We start from the raw sequence: 18,449 nt of genomic DNA, 5'->3' as shown, positions 1-18,449 counted from the left end.
TTACAATGGAATAAGCATTGTGCATTTACAAGTGAATTTACTGAAGGATAAAAAGCCACTCTCAATTAATGGGAGTGGCTTCTATCTTTAATATTGTATAGGCGGTTGGTTTGCAAACTTTTATTAAATTTAGTCTAGCTCAAGCGTGCCGCTAATTTTATCCTTCCTTGTAATTAAACTTTTGGGTTTCCTGTTCTTGTAAAAATTGACAATGTTTTGTTGGGTAGGGAAGTCATCTATAAGGATGGTATTATAAATGGTAACCTGAGAGGGTTCAGGGACCTTTTCTGATTCCATATAGAAGTAAGCGGCATCCTCTTCGATTTCATGACCAAGATAAGTTAGTTTTAATTTCTTACCATCGACCTCTAGCTTATTATTGGCTAGCATATAATCTTTAATAAGGCTTTCCAACAGCTCAGGGTCTTCTGGTTTCAGGAAATTCACCTGCTTGCCAGAAGCAATTGTAAGTGAAGTTTCCATGTCGTTCCAGAAAATCTTTTGGGCGATTTCTATTTGCTGTCGTTTTTCGTTGTAGACCATGTCTGTCAGGCTTATAAAAAATGGATGGGTTTCCATTCCAAAAGAAAAGAGAAATAAGAAAAGTCTAATGACGAGCATTTAAAGGAGTTGTTTTTGTAATATTTGCGAATTATGCGTTAATATTACAACAAAATTTTAAAACCTAAAGTAAATTAATCAGCTTATTCTATGAACCAATTTCAGTTGTATTTTAATCTTGGTATTCAGCATATTCTGGATATTAAAGGTTTTGATCATATTCTTTTTGTTTTAGCCTTGGCAGTTGTGTACATGATTAAAGACTGGGGCAGAATTCTGGTATTAGTTACTGCTTTTACCATAGGACATTCACTGACATTGGCGTTAGCTACCTTAAAGGTGATATCAGTTAATACAGATTTGGTGGAATTTTTAATTCCGGTTACCATTGGTATTACTGCTCTGGCCAATATTATTAAGCCCAAAAGCTCCTCTGGTAAAGGCATACAGCTTAATTATTTATTTGCGCTTTGTTTTGGTTTAATTCATGGGTTAGGATTTTCTAATTATTTGAGATCCCTTTTGGGTCAAGAGCAATCGATTTTTACCCCGCTTCTTGCTTTTAATGTAGGGCTTGAAGTGGGACAAGTAGTGATTGTTGTGTTGTTTTTATTGGCCTCGACATTGATTACTGGGATATTTAGAATTAATAGAAAAGAATGGGTGTTGGTTATTTCATCCATAATACTAGGCATGTCTATAATGATTTTATTAGACAGTGTTTACTGGTAGAATTGAACAAAATAAAGCGCCTAATTTGAAGCGGTTTTAATGTAATTTCTTTATATTAATCCCTTATCAGTTTAGGCTTATTGTCTAATTTAAAAGCATAATTTCATTTACTATGAAGCATACTATCTTTTTTCTCCTGCTTTTTACAATTATAAGTTTTAGGGCTGAAGCCCAAGTCGATACCCAAAGACATGGCAATAGGTTTGAGCAGATGGGCACCGAGTTTCGTTCACCAAATGTGTACCGAACAGCTTCAGGAGCACCAGGCCACGAATATTGGCAGCAAAGGGCAGATTATGAAATCGTGGTTGAATTGAACGATGATAAACAATCAATCAGTGGGAAAGAAAAAGTAACTTATTACAATGAGTCTCCAGATCCCTTGGACTACTTATGGTTGCAGTTGGACCAAAATCAACGAGACAAAGACTCTGAAACACCCAAGATTGCTAGCAGTAAAATTCACCCAAAAATGAATCTTGGAGAACTGGAAGATATCATTTGGCACGACATGGACCTTGGCTTAAAGATCTATTCAGTTACTGATGCGAATGGAGCTGCCATACCCACAACGGTCAACTTAACGATGATGAGGTTAGACCTCGCTACTCCTTTACTGCCTGGCGAAAAGTTTGAATTTAATATCGATTGGAGTTTCAATAGTCACGATAGAACAAGTTTTTTGGCCACCAGACCAGGATATGAATATTTTGAAGCGGATGGGAATTATATTTATACCATTTCTGAATGGTTTCCGAGAATGGCAGTTTACTCAGATTTTGAAGGCTGGCAGAACAAGCAATTTGTAGGGAGAGGGGAATTTGCTTTGGTTTTTGGAGATTATGAAGTTTCTATCACTGTTCCTGCGGATCATATGGTAGGATCTACTGGAGTATTACAAAATCCGGAAGAAGTTTTTAGCCAAAAGGAGATGAATCGCTGGGAAGAGGCCAAAACTTCTTTTGATGAACCGGTAGTAATTCGTACTCAGGCTGAGGCAGAAAAGCTAGAAAAGCAAAGATCTTCTGAAAAGAAAACATGGGTTTTCCATGCAGAAAATGTAAGAGATTTTGCTTGGACGTCTTCCAGAAAATTTATCTGGGATGCCATGGCTGTTCGTTTAGAAAATGGCAAGGAAGTAATGGCAATGTCCTATTATGCCAAAGAAGCCAATCCACTGTGGGGGCAATATTCTACCAAAGTGGTAGCGCATACTTTGAGGTCTTATTCTTCCCGAACCTTTGATTACCCTTATCCTAAAGCGATTTCAGTAGAGGCTTCTAATGGAATGGAATATCCTATGATTTGCTTTAACTACGGGAGACCTGATAAGGACGGAACTTATACTGAAGCCATCAAGTATGGTATGATTTCCGTCATTATTCATGAAGTTGGGCATAATTTTTTCCCTATGATTGTCAACTCCGATGAAAGACAATGGACCTGGATGGATGAAGGACTAAATACCTTTTTGCAATTCTTGGCCGAGCAAGAATGGCAAAGGGATTATCCTTCGCGAAGAGGGCCAGCACATAAGATTGCACCTTATATGAAAGGTGAGAAAAGTCTATTGGAGCCTATAATGACCAATTCTGAAAACATCATACAATTTGGGCCAAATGCCTATGCAAAACCCGCCACCGCCCTGAATATTTTAAGAGAAACAGTGATGGGGAGAGAACTCTTTGATTTCGCATTTAAAAAATATGCAGAAAGGTGGATGTTCAAACATCCTACACCAGATGATTTCTTTAGAACCATGGAAGATGCTTCTGCAGTAGATTTAGATTGGTTTTGGAGAGGGTGGTTTTTCGGTACTGAACCAGTAGATATTGCTATAAGAGATGTTCATTGGTATAAGATTGATAGCAGGAAGCCAAATGAGGTAAAGGCGGATGCAAAAAATGCCTATGACCATGAAGAGAGCTATGTGTCTAGGACAAGGAATAAAGAAGACATCGCCCAAACTGTATTAGAAAGAGATCCTGCTGTGGGTGATTTTTACAATAGTTTTGAGCGCTTTAAAGTTTGGCCTGATGAGGAAAAAGAGTACAAGGCTTTTGTAAGTCAATTAAGGAAAGAGGAAAGAGAAATGTTGGAAAGTGGGCTGAATTTCTATGAGATCTCATTTGAAAACTTAGGAGGATTGGTAATGCCCATTATTCTTGAATTTCAATATGCTGATGGGACGAGTGAAGTGGAAACCGTTCCCGCTCAGATTTGGAGGCTGGATGAATATGAAGTCAGTAAGGTTTTTGCCAAACAAAAAGAAGTGGTCCAAATTGTTGTTGATCCGTATCGTGAAACCGCTGATATAGACGAATCCAATAACTACTGGCCAAGACGGTTTATGCCGTCAAAATTTGAGCTGTTTAAGCAGAATGCACCTTCCAGGGGCACTTCATCTGGCCCTAGTCCTATGAAAAGAGAAAGAAAATAATGATCCAATAGGGTTTTCACCAATAAAAAAAGCGACAATGGTCGCTTTTTTTATTGGTACAAAATACCAGTCCCTCCTATTTGTGTTATTTTCCTTTTTTATATTTTTCAAACTTGAGATTTTTTTTCTTCACTGCCCTATTACCTTAATACCAGGGCAACATTCAGAGAGGAATGCACTACGATGATTGAGATTAACCGAGGGTATTCCAGGCTTACAAATTCATTATTCTAAACAGCGCCTTGACCTATCAATGGGGAATTGAGCCTTGTCTAGTTGCTTCCAATTCATCCAGCTCTACAGGTAAGTACTGTCTTGACTGAGGGTTCACATATGTGGGGGAATTGTAGTTTGAAATTGTTTTTAGAGGCTGTATTGCTTAGCAATGTTTTCAAAATCCATATGGAAGAATTTGGGAAATTAACACAAAAAAACAGGCAGATAGAACCTGCCTGTTTTTCACTCTATATAGCTGTAGTCTGTAATTCTATTCTTTTGTTTCGAAGTCAGGATAAGCCCTCATTCCGTGCTCATTGATGTCAAGACCTTCAGTCTCTTCTTGTTCATCAACCCTTATTCCAACTGTTTTCTTCAATACGTAGAAGATGATGAAGCTAAAAGCAACACAGAATGCACCAATGGCTACAATACCTATCAGTTGAGACATTACTTGAGAAATACCTGCAAGGTCACCAAATATACCTACTGCAAGTGTACCCCATATGCCACAAATAAGGTGTACGGAAATGGCACCAACTGGATCATCGATTTTGATTTTGTCAAACAATACCACACCAAATACAACCAGTATACCACCTATGAAGCCTATTATAACGGAATCAGTTGGAGACATTAAATCTGCACCAGCAGTGATACTAACAAGTCCTGCCAATACGCCATTCAGAACCATTGTAATGTCATAAGCTTTGAATTTCAAGTAAGAGGCAAGTAAGGCTCCGAAAGCACCAGCAGCACCAGCAAGAGCAGTAGTTACGAATACCAGAGATACCGTTCCAGGGTCTGCAGACAATACTGATCCACCATTAAAACCGAACCATCCAAACCATAACAAGAATACTCCAAATACTGCCAAAGGTATATTGTGACCTGGTATCGCATTGGTTTTACCATCTTTGTATTTCCCTATTCTAGATCCCAGTAAGTACGCGCCTATTACAGCACCCCATCCACCAACTGAATGGACAATAGTAGAACCAGCAAAGTCATAAAAAGGAACGGATAAGGTGTCTAAGAAACCTCCACCCCACTTCCACATACCTACGATAGGATAGCATACGCCTACATATAGTATAGAGAAGAAAATGAATGGGCCTAGCTTGATTCTTTCAGCTACTGCTCCTGATACAATGGTTGCAGCAGTGGCAGCAAACATGGCTTGAAAAATGAAATCGGTGTAAAAAGTATATCCTTCACTGTAAGCTGAAGTATTCCAGCCTTCTGGAAGACTTAATCCTAAGCCTCCAAAACCAAAAACACTTCCTGCAAAAATTTCACCAGGATACATTAGGTTAAAACCAACAAAAGCATAAGTCAATAACCCAATAGCTGGGATTATGGTGTTTTTAAAAAGTATATTGATAGTATTCTTAGCCCTGGTAAGCCCAGCTTCCAATGCTGCAAAACCCAGATGCATGATGAAAACCAAAATGGTAGCCACCATTATCCAAAGGTTGTTTATGGTAAATAATTCCTGAGTCATTTAATTTGTGTTTTTAATAAGTTGTATTAGGTTGATAGTATTTTTGGATGAACAAGTATTATAATGCGTTTTCATCTGCGTCATCATTTCTAATTCGGAAGGCTTTCTGTACATCATAGACAAAGATTTTACCGTCACCTACTTCTCCTGTTCTTCCCTCATTAAGAATACAAGCAATTACTTTCTCTTCTAAATCGTCCTGAACGACTATTTCCAGTTTTGTTCTGGGTATAAAAGTTGGCTCATAGGCTACTCCACGGTAGTGCTGCATTTTTGCATGCTGTAGTCCCATCCCCTTAACTTCATAGAAGGTTAGAAATTTAACCCCTAATCCGGAAAGACATTTGTGAATTTCGTCAAATTTCGAAGTTCTAATTAATGCTTCAATTTTTTTCATTTTTATAACAGGATTAATATTTTCTTGATAATTACTGAATAAAAAAATTATCTGTTGCAAAAATAATAATCAGTAGCTTAAAGAACAACTTATTTCATGAAAAAATGTATAAAAATGAGAAAATGGGCTCTAATTTATCTATAAAAATCAGATTTGACACCAAAAATACTAGTTGGAGATGCTGAATTACCTGAAATTGTCATTTTTTGCATAAATAAAATGCTTCGTTGATAAAAACACAACTTAAGTGTCTAGACCGTTATTGGTTGGTTGAGTCAAATTAAAAGAGCAATTTCTCTGATGACATTCTTAAAAAAATTAACTTTGTCCAATTGTTTAGATTTTCGCATAGTATTGCCAATTAACTATTTTAAAGACAATGAATAAACCAACACTTTTAATTTTAGCTGCCGGAATGGGCAGCAGGTATGGTGGAGACAAGCAAATTGATGGATTTGGGCCCAATGCTGAGACAATTCTAGAGTATTCCATTTACGATGCCATTCGTTCTGGATTTGGGAAAGTGGTTTTTATAGTAAGGCAGGAAATTCTTGAGGAAAGTAAAGAGATTTTTGTTCCAAAGTTTGGTGATCTTATCCAGCTAGAATTTGTAGTTCAAGCGATAACGAATCGTGTGCCTGAAGCCTTTCAAGATCCTGATAGGAAAAAACCTTATGGAACAGCTCACGCTATGCTTTGTGCAAAAGACGTGATCAAAGAGCCATTTGCTGTCATTAATGCGGATGACTTTTATGGGGAAGAAGCATTTCAGGCCCTTGGTAAATTTTTAACCCACGATGTAAAACCTGACCTTCATTGTATGGTAGGGTATGCAGTTAAAAATGTTTTGTCTGACTACGGTACAGTAAGTAGAGGGGTATGTGATGTTTCATCAGGGGGTTTTCTAACTGGCATGATCGAGCGAACTGCGATTTCGAAAAAAGAAGATGGTATTTTTCATGAAGCCGACGGTGAAAAATTAGAGATTTCACCAGACAATCCAGTTTCTATGAATTGCTGGGGATTTCATCATTCAATCTTTGAAGAGACAGAACGGCTTTGGCTTTCCTTTTTAGAAGAAAGTAAAGGAAACCTGAAATCTGAATTTTACATTCCTAAAGTTGCCAATTCTATTATTCAGGAGGAAAAAGGGAAGGTCCAAATACTTGAAGGAGGTAAAATTTGGTTTGGCGTCACTTATTCTCAGGATAAAGAGCATGTGATGAAAGAACTAAAAAGCTTACACTCAGAAGGGAAATATCCAGCTAAACTCTGGTAATTGATTTTAGAGTATAAGCATTAGGGGTTCAATGTCCCTGGGCATAGTAATCAAATAAAGCTTTATAGAAAATAGCTGACAAGGATAAAAGTGCTTGTCAGCTATTTTTGCTTTTATTTTTTATTTAACTTGAGGTTTCTTGTTTATAGAACGCATAAGTTGATCACAAACCTATGAAAAAGATTGTCTTTTCACACGCTCCATTTTCTTTGGATGTAGGCCTGCTCTTATTAAGGGTAGGGGCTTCCCTAATGTTGGTGTCGCATGGATGGTCTAAAGTTACCCATTTCAGTGAAAGGTTAAGTAGTTTTGCTGATCCTATTGGTTTAGGGCCCGCAGTATCGTTACAACTGGTTATTTTTGCCGAATTCTTTTGTGCGATTTTTTTGATTTTAGGGTTTATGAGCAGGATTATACTCGTCCCAATGATTATAAATATGGCAGTCATTACATTTATTGTTCAGTCCGGGCTTGGGTTTGAAAAACAAGAATTGCCAATGATTTACCTTCTTGTGTTTATAGTCCTTTTGCTGCTGGGGCCCGGGAAAATCTCTTTGGACGGGAAAATATTAAAAAGAAGAAGCCGCTATTAGGCTTATTCAATTTCCCTTACTGTATTGTTTGAAATTGTAAAAGAGCTGTAGGCCGATGTGATTTGGCTCAAAATTTCCTTAGACCTTTCAGGCCTCGCATCTGAAATAAACAACTGTCCAAATTCTTTGTTGGCTACTGCTGTTATTAGGTGGTGGATCCGATGATCGTCTAGCTTGTCAAAAATATCATCCAGCAAAAGTAAGGGTTTGGTCCCTTTTATTTCTTTAATAATATAAAACTGGGCTAGCTTTAGACTGATTAAAAAAGATTTCTTTTGTCCCTGCGAGCCAAATTTTTTTATTTCTTGACCATCAAATGTAAAAATAAAGTCGTCTTTATGAATGCCAAAACCTGTTCTTTTAAGTAGCACATCTTTTTTTACATTGTTGAGAAAGTCTAAACTGAAACGCTCTTTGTCTACCTGGCTTTTATAGTGTATGCCTACCCTTTCTTTAGCACCAGATATTGCTTCATAATGTTTTTCAAAATGGATTAAAAAATCTTTTAGAAATTGCCGGCGAATTTGGTTTATTTCTTTGGAGAGTTGAATCAATTCTTCATCATAAGGAGCCAGTTGTAACTTGTCCAACCTTTTTTCCTCAGCAAATCTCTTTAATAAAGCATTCCTTTGTTTTAAATACTTTTGGTATCGGATCAACTTCTGCAAATAGTTCTGATCCGCTTGACAGATCATGCTGTCAAAAAACTTTCTCCTTTCCTCACTTCCTCCATTGATAATTTCAGTGTCATCAGGGGCAATAATTACCAGAGGGAGGAGGCCAATATGGTCACTAAGCTTGGTGTAAGGCTTTCCATTGACTTCTAGCCGCTTTTTTTTACCACTTTCAAAAAAGCAATTGACTCCTAGCTCTTTGTCCAAAAGATCAAACTCTCCTTTAATCGTAAAAAAATCTTTTTCATGCATTATATGATTACTGTCTCCAGGTATAAATGCACTTTTGGTTAAACACAAATAATGAATAGCGTCCAATAGATTGGTTTTTCCTGCGCCATTTTCACCAAAGAAACAATTAACTCCTTGATCAAAAACCAAATCCAAATTTTGGAAGTTTTTAAATTGAATTAATCTTAAGTTTTTTAGGTACATGGTTTAATCGCAGGATGTTTTTCACTATTTTTAGAAAAGGTCACAAAATTGCTTTGATTTCATTATATTTGAGGCCAAAGTTAGCATATTTTATAGAATACGGTATGGCAAAGAAGAGTTCTAGTACAAGTAAATCTAAAGTAAAATATTCCAAAGAAACCTACCACAATTGGTTTGAAGGCATGTTGCTTATGAGGCGTTTTGAAGAAAAAGCAGGGCAGCTTTATGGACAACAAAAGATAAGGGGATTCTGTCACCTTTATATTGGCCAGGAAGCCTGCGCAGCTGGAGCCATTTCTGCTCTTGAAAAAGAGGATAAATGGATAACAGCATATAGGTGTCACGCCCAGCCATTAGGCTTAGGTACAGATCCAGGTGCTATTATGGCCGAACTTTATGGTAAAGCCACAGGTACTACCAAAGGTAAAGGTGGTTCCATGCACATTTTTGATAAATCAAAAAACTTTGCCGGAGGCCATGCAATTGTAGGGGCTCAAATTCCAATGGGATTGGGGCTTGGTTTTGCTGAAAAATACATGGGTACAAAAAACCTTTCCATTTGTTTTATGGGGGATGGAGCAGTAAGACAAGGGGCTTTTCATGAATCCCTCAACTTGGCCATGCTTTACAAAACACCTGTTATTTTTGTAATAGAGAACAATGGCTATGCCATGGGGACCTCTGTGAAACGTTCTTCTAATGTGGATGAACTTTACAAACTAGGGGAGTCTTACGATATTCCTTCCTTCCCTGTGGATGCGATGAATGTGGAAGAGGTGCATGAGGCGGTGAAAGAAGCGGCTGAAAGAGCAAGAAAAGGAGATGGACCAACTTTATTGGAGTTCAGAACATACAGGTATAAAGGACACTCAATGTCTGACCCTCAAAAATACCGAACCAAAGAAGAAGTAGAGGAATACAAACAAAGGGACCCTATTGAGCAGGTTAGGGCTACGATTGTTGACAATAAAATCCTTACTGAAGACGAAATAAAAGAAATTGAAGCCAAAGTGAAAAAGCAAGTAGCTGATGCAGTTAAATTTGCAGAAGAGTCCCCTTGGCCTGAAGGAGAAGATGCCTTCAAAGATGTTTATATGGAAGATGATTTTCCTTTTGTTAGGGAATAAATGTTATTAATGCTATTAAATTGAAAAGCTCTTCAGGATTTGTCTTGAAGGGCTTTTTTAATTGTAGCGTATTGGAGGCTTAAGCAAAAAACCGATTAAATGCTCGGTGGAAGGTTGGTGGTATTTAGATTTCTTCGATTGTTCTTTTCAGGTTTTCCATGGTTGCCCACAGATTTTTTCGAATGATCGGGTCCACTATCCACCTGGGCAAGCCTTCTTCCGGTACGGATATAATATGATACCTTAAGAGTGATTGGCTGTTTTTCCCCCCTATTACCCACCTGCCTTTCAGGCCTTCCATTTGAACTATGTTTTCTCCATTGGAGAAAATTCTGGTTGGTGCCGATTTGAAAAAGATGGTTTTACCATCCTTGTTTTCCACTAGTTCATTGTATAAGTAGCATTCCCTGTCTGATAAGGGAAATGGAAAGCTGTATTTAATATAGCTGATCCAGGACTGTTTACCGATAGCTTTGATTTTGTAATCTAAAGTATTTTCGTTCCATTTTTCTCCAAACTTTTCGTTTGTTAATACTTCTAAAACATTGCTAGAGGGAGCCTGAATTTCCATTGTAAATTTCACTTCCCTGCTTTTTGTGCCATCCTCCATGATAATCCATCGCTCAAAGAATTGAATTCCATTCCCTTCTTTAATTAACTCAAATTCAGGAGAGTGAGGCAAGGTAGGAGCTGTCGAAAAGGTGGATAAAATATATAAGGGAATACTAAGTAGTATAAGTTTCATGAATGCTGTCTGTTTGTTTTTGATAAATATCGCCTGTAGTTATAAGACAACTAGAGAGTCGTATACCCCCGTTTGAAAATAATAGAATTTAGAAATAGGGGTAAAACAAATTTGGATTGTCTTACCTATGAATCGATAAAAAATTAAATATCATGAAAATTAATTATTCTAAATTTAAAACTGGGGCCTTTTTACTTTTATTGGTGTGCAGCATTTTCTCTAAGGTTTCTGCTCAAGAGGAACGACCTGCCCACCTGGGTTTTATTTATCCAATCAGTACCAATGGATTGGATGCGGCTAAATATTCGAATAACTTTAGCATCCATGCACTAGCGGGTCTTTCTGCTGGTGAAAATGGATTGTCAATTTATGGTCTTGCAGGGATGGTGCAGGGCAATGCTACTGGTTTACAAGTAGCAGGTTTGTATTCAAAACTGAGAGGGGATTTGACAGGAGTGCAGATTGCTGGACTAATGAATCAGGCTCAGAATGCAAATGAAGGCGTACAAATAGCAGGGATTGCTAATTTTTTAGAAAGAGATGCCCCTGTGCAAATTGCAGGAGTATTCAATAAAGCTAGGAATATCGAAGGATTTCAAAATGCGGGAATAGTTAATTTCTCAAACTCAAATAGGGGGGCTCAGATAGCCGGAATAGCCAATTTCACCAAGGAAATAGAAGGGGCTCAAATCGCTGGCATAATCAATGAGGCAGAGAATGTTAAAGGCCTTCAAATCGCTGGTATAGTTAATAGAGCCAAAAAAGTTGATGGAGTGCAGGTGTCTGGTATTGTCAATATCGCAGAGAGCAGTGACTATCCAATAGGGATTATTAATCTTATAAAAGATGGAGAAATTAGGATTGGGTTGGCGTCAGATGAAAATCTCACGACTATTTTAAGTTTTAAATCTGGAGGGAGAAGGTTGTATGGTATTGTAGGTATAGGGTCCAATCTGCAGTATGACGATCTTCCTTATGCCTTAGAGGCGGGGTTGGGTTTGAAGGTTTTTGAAAGTAATGGTTTTCGTCTAGATGTAGAAGGTACGAATATGTTTGCCACTAATTTCAAGAGAGGCGGAGAATATACCCGTTCAGGGATCAAGGTCTTGCCAGTATTATTACTGTCTCGAAACCTACAAATCTTTGCTGGTCCCAGCTTAAATTACACCCATACCAAATATTCCAATGGAAAAGATTTGTCAGGTTTACAGTTATGGAATCGTGAAAGACGAGGCGTTTACAATTCGATTCATATGGGCTTTACTGCTGGGGTTAATATCAGCATTAACTGAAATTTATTTTTGCTCCCTGCTTCGTAGACTGTTTTCTAAAGGGTTAATTGGGATTGGCAAAGACTTTGACAATGTGCCGGGACTTAATAAAATAACGACCCTTATCGGCAACCTGACTTTATTATACCTTCTCCTTCGGAAGAGCATTGAGGTTTATTTGAAAAAGGTTGAGGGTTGTCTAGTGAGGTTTTATGAATTAAATTACCCTCGCTTGGACCAATATTTAAAAAGAAATAGGAGACAACCATTCCAGGTTTTAGGAATTATTTCACCAGAGACCAAGGGTAGGATGGAATTAAGGTGTCCTATTAATGGATGAAGGTAAATTTAATGATCAGGATTGGTGACAGAAATTACTAGTGTAAATAAGGACCTACCGCTTCTAGTGGATGAACAGGTGTTTGAAGAGGTTTTTAAAAGCCATTTTAACTCACTATATGCTTATTCGCGTGTATTGGTCAAGGATGAAGTTGTGGCCGAAGAGGTGGTGCAGACAGTTTTCCTTAAGCTCTGGGAAAGAAGAGAAGCCGTTGATATCACTACTTCTTTAAAAGCCTATCTTTATAAGGCTGTGTATTATGATTCATTAAACTACCTCAAGCATGAAAAAGTAAAGATGAAGCACAGGGAAAGGAAGCAACATGAATTTGCAGGGGATAGGTCCATAGGGACTGTGGTCGATACCCCTGGAGAGGAGGAGGAAATACAAAACAAGTTGAACCAAGCATTACAGACATTGCCTGAAAAATGCAGGAAGGTGTTTCAGCTTAGTAGATTCGAGGAGCTTAAATACCATGAAATAGCAGATAGATTGGGGATATCTATAAAAACGGTGGAGGGCCACATGGGGAAGGCCCTAAAAACCTTAAGAATGGAATTGGCAGAATTCCTGCCAATTATTTTAATTTTATTGGCAGATAAATTTTAAGTGATGGAAGATAGCTTGCTTATAAAATACTTGCTTGAGGAAACAAGTCCAGATGAGATTGCAGCAGTGGAAACCTGGATAGCTGAAAACCCTAAACATAAGAAACATTTTCAAGAGTTTCGGTGGGTTTGGACAAAGTCAAAAGATTTGGTTCAGTCAGGTAACATGGATGAAGAGGCCGCGTGGGAGCGTTTTCAAATGCTTCGTGAGGCAAATCAAAAAAAGGTACAACCTAAAGCACATCAAGTATTTTTGGCTTCTGGATGGGCCAGGATAGCGGCAACATTTATGCTCTTAGCGGCAGTCACTGCAATAGTCTTTTCCTTTCTACCGCATTCTGGAAAAGCGCTTTATTCAAATGTCGCTTTAGTAGCAGATCAAGAAGCAACTGAAGAAGTGCTATTAGATGGAAGCTTATTGACCCTTAATAAAAACGCTAAACTATCTTATAGCCAGAAATGGTTGGGGAATAATCGACTCGTTAAGTTGGAACAAGGTGAAGCTTTTTTTGAAGTGGAAAAAAATCCTAAAAAGCCATTTGTGGTAGCTGTAGGTGAACTTGAAGTTAAAGTTTTGGGCACTTCTTTTAATATTAAAAAAACCAAAGAAAAAACAATTGTAATAGTGGAGGAAGGTGTCGTGCAAGTGAAAACAGGTACGGTTGGATTGTTGCTACAAAAAAATGAAAAGGCTACAATCAATAATGATAAGGGAACCATTGAAAAGAGTGTTTCTACCGATCAATTGTTTAAATATTATGTAAGCAAGGAGTTTGTCGCAAAAAACTTGAAACTTACAACGCTCGTAGATGCCCTGAATGATGCTTATAACAGTGAGGTTGAAGTTCTGTCAGTGCGTGCAAAGGAAATGTCTATTACCACCACCCTCGATTATGGGTCGCTGAGAGACAACCTTGAAATTATCAGTCAAACGCTTGGGGTAACTGTTTATCAAAAAGGCGACAATATAATTATAGAATAATTCTTTACCTTCGAGTGGCTGTTGTTTAGTGTTATGATTTTTAAATCCCGTGGGTTATTTCTGTTATTCATCATTTGCCTGACTTCTCCTACATTCGTTGGTGCACAGGACTTCCTTTTGCATGAAATGAATTATGTGGCGTCTAACCACATCCCCTTAGGGGATATCATGGACGAGCTATCCAAGGAACAAGGTTTCTATTTTTCCTACCAAAGCAGTCTGATCAATTTGAATGAACCAGTTTCGGTTCCTTCCTATGAAGGGCAGGTGGCAGGTTTTCTTCGCGTCCTATTAGGAGAAGACTATGAGTTTAAGGAGCATGATAAATATGTAATCATTAAATATGCACCTGGGAAACTGGACATTGATTTTGATAAAGGAAATAGGGCTTCCGTTTTTAAGGGGAAGGTCAGGAATTTACAAAATGGTGAACCAGTTCCTTTCGCCAGTATTTACGAAAAAAACACCTTGGTTTCATCCTTGTCGGATGAAAATGGAGATTTTGAATTGAAATTCAAGAAGCAACCAAATGATCTCATTTGGTTGACAATAAGTAAAGAAGCTTATCGGGACACTTCCTTCATTATTCTGCCGACGGTTGATGTAGGGCTAAGGGAAAAACCTAAAAAATTGAGATTTTATCCGGAGAATGGGGTAGCTGAAGCAATGGAAAACAGTGCTTTGGGACGCCTTTTGATTGGTTTCAGGCAACGTGTACAACGACTTAATTTTGGAGGGTTTTTCGTTGAAAGTCCAATGCAAGTATCCCTAACACCAGGCTTGAGTTCTCAGGGATTTTTTAACAGTCAAATGATCAATAATTTCTCTTTGAATATTTTAGGAGGCTACACTGCAGGGGTAGAAGGGCTGGAAATTGCCGGTATTTTTAATATCAATCAGAAGGATGTCAAGGTCTTTCAGGTAGCTGGCATTTTTAACATGACCGGTGGGGATGTTGATGGTTTTCAAGCTTCCGGAATTCATAATTTTGTGTATGGTAACGTGCTAGGTTTTCAGGTCGGAGGTATTTACAATCATGTGAAGGGTGATGTAAAAGGGGGGCAAGTGGCAGGGATTTATAATTTTACAGATGGCGCATCAGACATTCAAATTGGAGGTTTGTTAAATAAAACAGCGCAGATCAATGTTTTGCAAATAGCGGGTTTGTCTAACCATGCAAATACCAGTACTGGGGCATTTCAAATTGCAGGATTGAATAATTATTCAAAAGGAGAAGTGAGTTTTCAAATCGCTGGTTTGGTAAACAAAGCAGAAAAGGTTACAGGGGCTCAATTTTCAGGGTTAATTAATATTGCCAAAACTAGTGATTATCCCATAGGGCTATTTAATTTCATAGAAGATGGGAAAAAAAGCTTGTCTGTGGGTATCGATGAGACTGGTTTAGGACAAGTTACTTTTCGATCAGGGGGTAGAAAGTTATTTGGCATAATAGGAACAGGCATGATGGAACGGCCAGAGAAAATAATGTATGGAATTGATTTTGGGTTGGGCTTGCATGTTTTTAATAGGCAAAAAGTAACAATGGATTTTGAATTTGTAAATAGGCAAACGACAGACTTTTCCAACTTGTCAAACAATACAAGTTTTTTTAGATTAATCCCTGGTTTTAAGCTTGGGGATCATTTTAGTTTAGAAGCAGGGCCTTCTGTCGGATTCACTGTCTTTGATAAAAACTGGACTTACCCAAGTCCTGGTTATGTGCTGGCAGAAAGAGCCACAAGTAATGGTAAGTATACCTTGCATGCAGGATTTTACGCTGGTGTTCAATACGAATTTTAATTCCGATAAAACAATTGCTTTCTCAGTAATCTTGTCTCAGTGGAGGAGTGAAATTTTTCTTTATTAACAGTCTTATTTTTATTTTCCAGAAAGGATGGTCTGGATTTTGGTGCTTTTTCCCTTACTTTTAACTCGGATTATGTAATAGAATTCGCAGTTGCCTGTCCCGTGTTTATGGGAAGTGTTGTAATCGCAAGAAAATCAAGCTATTTGGAGATTTTAGCATAGCACCGATAGGGTGAAACTGCAAACAGCAACGAAGTGGCTGATTTTGAAGTGATTTCAGTACGTAAAAGATTTTCTGTGGCATATTTCGGGTTTAAGGATTAAAACCATTTTATTTACATGAATTTCCATTGGTTTTATTTCCTGAATTAAGTGGTCGACACATAAATCGACGAGAATTTTATTCTTTTATGAAAAATCGAAACCAGAGCAAAACGCCCAAATTCATTGCCATAAGCGAACAAATCATTGGTAAAATAATATCAGGAGAATTATTGCCTGGAGAAAAGGTGCCCTCTGAAAATGAATTGATTCATAACTATCAGGTAAGCAATACCACTGCCAGAAAGAGCCTGCAAGAAATCGAGTCGCGTGGCTATGCCCAACGAATAAAAGGCAAAGGTACCTTTGTGCTTAATAAAACAGAAGACCATCATTTGGTAAGAACTTTGGGCTCAATCGATGCCACCAGAAGAGGCTTTGATGAAGGGTTGAAAGTAGAAGGCTTCAAGCCGAAGACAATTGTTCTCGAAAAGACGGTATTGGAACACGGCGTTTCAGCAGAGATTAGTGGCAAAAATTATATTATTGAGGGCCCTGTTCTAAAAGTACATCAATTAAGGTATGCTGATGACATGTTGCTAAAAGATGAAACCAAATACATCTCCTTAAAGCTTTGCCCAAAAATCAATATGCTTTCCACCGACCTGTCTTATTTCAAGGTGTATGAAGATAAATACCAGCTAAAAATCTCTGACATCAAACAGAATTTAAGCGCAATCATTCTTCCGCCAGATGACCCGACAAATAATTTTGAATTTGAAAGTGCACTGCCCGTATTTGTGCTGGACAGTGTGGTGTTGAGTGGGAAAGATGCTGTACTCGAATTAGAGAAATCGCTCTATAGAGGGGATAAATATAAATTTGCCATCATTGCCCACCCTGAATACAATGGGAACTAAGTCCGGTAGAAGTTCTTGTCAAAATTGTTCATCTTTCATCATTTTAAATCTTTGGTATTTAGTTCTCAAAAATACTTTATCGCACAATCATCACCTGACAATCTTAAGTTAGAGCGTTAAGAAATATTCTGGTTTTATTATTATATAAACTTTAATATTCTGTGAAGATAGGTGTTAGGTAGTTTTTTGGGTAAAAAATATACATTAGCTTGCATTTTAGTTTTTAAGGTTATATCATTGTTTAATTAACTTAGAGCGTTAAGTACAATGAACCCAAAAATCAAATGGTATATTTTAGCAATGGTATTCATTGCTACAGGTCTAAATTTTTTAGACAGGCAGGTCTTGTCTATGACCATAATAAAGATTCAAGAAGAACTTTCTATTTCCGATGTACAGTATGGCTGGGTGAACACTGGCTTTCTGGTAAGCTATGCCCTGATGTTCACCATTGGGGGACGCTTAATTGACAAATTCGGTGGGAAAAAGGGTCTTGGTTTTTCAGTAGGGATTTGGTCTTTTGCCAGTGTGTTACATGGTGTCATGAACAGTTTTTCCCAATTGCTGGGGTTTCGTTTTTTACTTGGCGTGGGTGAAGGGGCCTGTTTTCCAGGAGCAGCCAAGACAGTGTATGAATGGTTTGATGAAAAAGAGAGAGCACTTGCCAATGGAATAGCGATCGGCGGAGCGGCAATTGGAGCAGTAGTGGCACCTCCTTTGACCATTTTGATTGCTGGAGAATATGGCTGGCGATGGAGTTTTGTTATTCCAGGAGTAATTGGGATAGTTTGGGTTATAGTGTGGTTTAGCCAATCCTGGAAAAATAGCCTGCATGCCAGAGAGACCAATGCAAGGGCAAGGACTGATGAGCCCGTTGTGCAAATTTCAATAAAGAGATTGCTTAAAAATAAGACCGTTCAGGTATTTGTTTTGATCAGGTTTCTTTTAGATCCTGTATTTTATTTTTTGATGTTTTGGGTACCCAAATACCTCAATCAGGAGCGGGATTTGTCCTTTGAGCGAATTGGTGAGTTGTTCTGGATACCCTTTTTGGCATTGGGACTTTCCAATATTCTAGGGGGTTGGTGTTCAGATAAATTGGTAGCAAGAAATTTCAGCATCAATGCTGCTAGAAAGTGGGTGATGGGATTTGCTGCGGCATTGACTTTAGTGGCTCCTTTTATTTCTACGGTTTCTACCGTTGAAGTAGCCATACTGTTGATGTCATTAATGATGCTGGCTCATGGTTTTTGGATTACCAATTACATTACGGCCATAGCAGATGTTTTTGGTAAATATGCTACCTCATCTGTAGTCGGATTATCAGGTACCGCAGGTGCTATTTCCGGGATGATTATCAATCCATTTATTGGATGGATTGCCCAAAACTATTCTTATGGTCCTCTTTGGCTGGTCTCAGGCATCATGTATCCTTTGGCATTTGTCATTTTGATAATATTTATCCCAAAAATTAAGACAATCGAATTCAGTAAATAAAATTCAATTGGCAATTGATCATGAACTAAATTGTCAAATTTAACATAGTGCGTTAAGAAAA

Annotated in this window: 16 protein-coding genes; 11 read left to right on the top strand and 5 right to left on the bottom strand. The window is 38.0% G+C overall.

The window, feature by feature from the left end:
- Nucleotides 1-129 precede the first annotated feature (129 nt).
- Nucleotides 130-621, bottom strand: a complete 492-nt coding sequence (locus tag AAC073_RS10735; protein WP_339923831.1) for a DUF6702 family protein — start codon at nt 619-621, stop codon at nt 130-132.
- A 90-nt stretch (nt 622-711) separates the two neighbouring features.
- Between AAC073_RS10735 and AAC073_RS10730 the strand changes: the two genes are divergently transcribed.
- Both AAC073_RS10730 and AAC073_RS10725 read left to right on the top strand, forming a co-directional pair.
- Nucleotides 712-1,293, top strand: coding sequence for a HupE/UreJ family protein (locus AAC073_RS10730; RefSeq protein WP_339923830.1), 582 nt, complete (start codon nt 712-714; stop codon nt 1,291-1,293).
- A 112-nt stretch (nt 1,294-1,405) separates the two neighbouring features.
- The gene (locus AAC073_RS10725) at nt 1,406-3,733 is read left to right on the top strand and encodes a M1 family metallopeptidase (protein WP_339923829.1); all 2,328 of its coding nucleotides are present in this window, start codon (nt 1,406-1,408) and stop codon (nt 3,731-3,733) included.
- Nucleotides 3,734-4,220: 487 nt separating this feature from the next.
- Here the strand turns inward: AAC073_RS10725 and amt are convergent, their stop codons facing one another.
- On the bottom strand, nt 4,221-5,453 hold the full coding sequence (gene amt, locus AAC073_RS10720) for an ammonium transporter (RefSeq protein ID WP_339923828.1): 1,233 nt from the start codon (nt 5,451-5,453) through the stop codon (nt 4,221-4,223).
- A gap of 58 nt (nt 5,454-5,511) precedes the next feature.
- Complete coding sequence (locus AAC073_RS10715) at nt 5,512-5,850, bottom strand: P-II family nitrogen regulator (RefSeq protein ID WP_339923827.1); 339 nt, start codon at nt 5,848-5,850, stop codon at nt 5,512-5,514.
- 379 nt (nt 5,851-6,229) lie between these two features.
- Between AAC073_RS10715 and AAC073_RS10710 the strand changes: the two genes are divergently transcribed.
- On the top strand, nt 6,230-7,129 hold the full coding sequence (locus tag AAC073_RS10710; RefSeq protein ID WP_339923826.1) for a sugar phosphate nucleotidyltransferase: 900 nt from the start codon (nt 6,230-6,232) through the stop codon (nt 7,127-7,129).
- A 173-nt stretch (nt 7,130-7,302) separates the two neighbouring features.
- Nucleotides 7,303-7,722, top strand: coding sequence for a DoxX family protein (locus AAC073_RS10705; RefSeq protein WP_339923825.1), 420 nt, complete (start codon nt 7,303-7,305; stop codon nt 7,720-7,722).
- A gap of 2 nt (nt 7,723-7,724) precedes the next feature.
- On the opposite strand, the gene AAC073_RS10700 is transcribed toward AAC073_RS10705, so the two are convergent.
- On the bottom strand, nt 7,725-8,831 hold the full coding sequence (locus AAC073_RS10700) for a DNA replication/repair protein RecF (RefSeq protein ID WP_339923824.1): 1,107 nt from the start codon (nt 8,829-8,831) through the stop codon (nt 7,725-7,727).
- A 104-nt stretch (nt 8,832-8,935) separates the two neighbouring features.
- Here AAC073_RS10700 and pdhA point away from each other — a divergent pair, with 104 nt between their 5' ends.
- The gene (gene pdhA / locus AAC073_RS10695; RefSeq protein ID WP_339923823.1) at nt 8,936-9,958 is read left to right on the top strand and encodes a pyruvate dehydrogenase (acetyl-transferring) E1 component subunit alpha; all 1,023 of its coding nucleotides are present in this window, start codon (nt 8,936-8,938) and stop codon (nt 9,956-9,958) included.
- Between the two features lie 124 nt (nt 9,959-10,082).
- Here the strand turns inward: pdhA and AAC073_RS10690 are convergent, their stop codons facing one another.
- Nucleotides 10,083-10,703, bottom strand: coding sequence for a hypothetical protein (locus AAC073_RS10690; protein ID WP_339923822.1), 621 nt, complete (start codon nt 10,701-10,703; stop codon nt 10,083-10,085).
- Nucleotides 10,704-10,855: 152 nt separating this feature from the next.
- Between AAC073_RS10690 and AAC073_RS10685 the strand changes: the two genes are divergently transcribed.
- The 6 genes from AAC073_RS10685 (at nt 10,856) to AAC073_RS10660 (ending at nt 18,388) form a co-directional block, all read left to right on the top strand.
- Nucleotides 10,856-11,995 (top strand): hypothetical protein, encoded by a 1,140-nt coding sequence (locus AAC073_RS10685; protein ID WP_339923821.1) that lies wholly within the window; start codon nt 10,856-10,858, stop codon nt 11,993-11,995.
- 343 nt (nt 11,996-12,338) lie between these two features.
- The gene (locus tag AAC073_RS10680) at nt 12,339-12,923 is read left to right on the top strand and encodes an RNA polymerase sigma-70 factor (RefSeq protein WP_339923820.1); all 585 of its coding nucleotides are present in this window, start codon (nt 12,339-12,341) and stop codon (nt 12,921-12,923) included.
- Nucleotides 12,924-12,926: 3 nt separating this feature from the next.
- Nucleotides 12,927-13,904 carry a FecR domain-containing protein gene (locus AAC073_RS10675; protein WP_339923819.1) on the top strand — a complete coding sequence of 326 codons (978 nt, stop codon included), beginning with the start codon at nt 12,927-12,929 and terminating at the stop codon, nt 13,902-13,904.
- A 33-nt stretch (nt 13,905-13,937) separates the two neighbouring features.
- Nucleotides 13,938-15,704 (top strand): hypothetical protein, encoded by a 1,767-nt coding sequence (locus AAC073_RS10670; protein ID WP_339923818.1) that lies wholly within the window; start codon nt 13,938-13,940, stop codon nt 15,702-15,704.
- 416 nt (nt 15,705-16,120) lie between these two features.
- Nucleotides 16,121-16,891: a GntR family transcriptional regulator gene (locus AAC073_RS10665; RefSeq protein ID WP_339923817.1), complete on the top strand. Its 771-nt coding sequence runs from the start codon at nt 16,121-16,123 to the stop codon at nt 16,889-16,891.
- A gap of 267 nt (nt 16,892-17,158) precedes the next feature.
- Nucleotides 17,159-18,388 (top strand): MFS transporter, encoded by a 1,230-nt coding sequence (locus AAC073_RS10660; protein ID WP_339923816.1) that lies wholly within the window; start codon nt 17,159-17,161, stop codon nt 18,386-18,388.
- Nucleotides 18,389-18,449: the final 61 nt, after the last annotated feature.

Source organism: uncultured Cyclobacterium sp. (assembly GCF_963977555.1).
Taxonomy (GTDB): Bacteria; Bacteroidota; Bacteroidia; order Cytophagales; family Cyclobacteriaceae; genus Cyclobacterium.
Note: the sequence above shows the minus strand (reverse complement) of the source record. Positions and strands in the feature narration are given on the sequence as shown.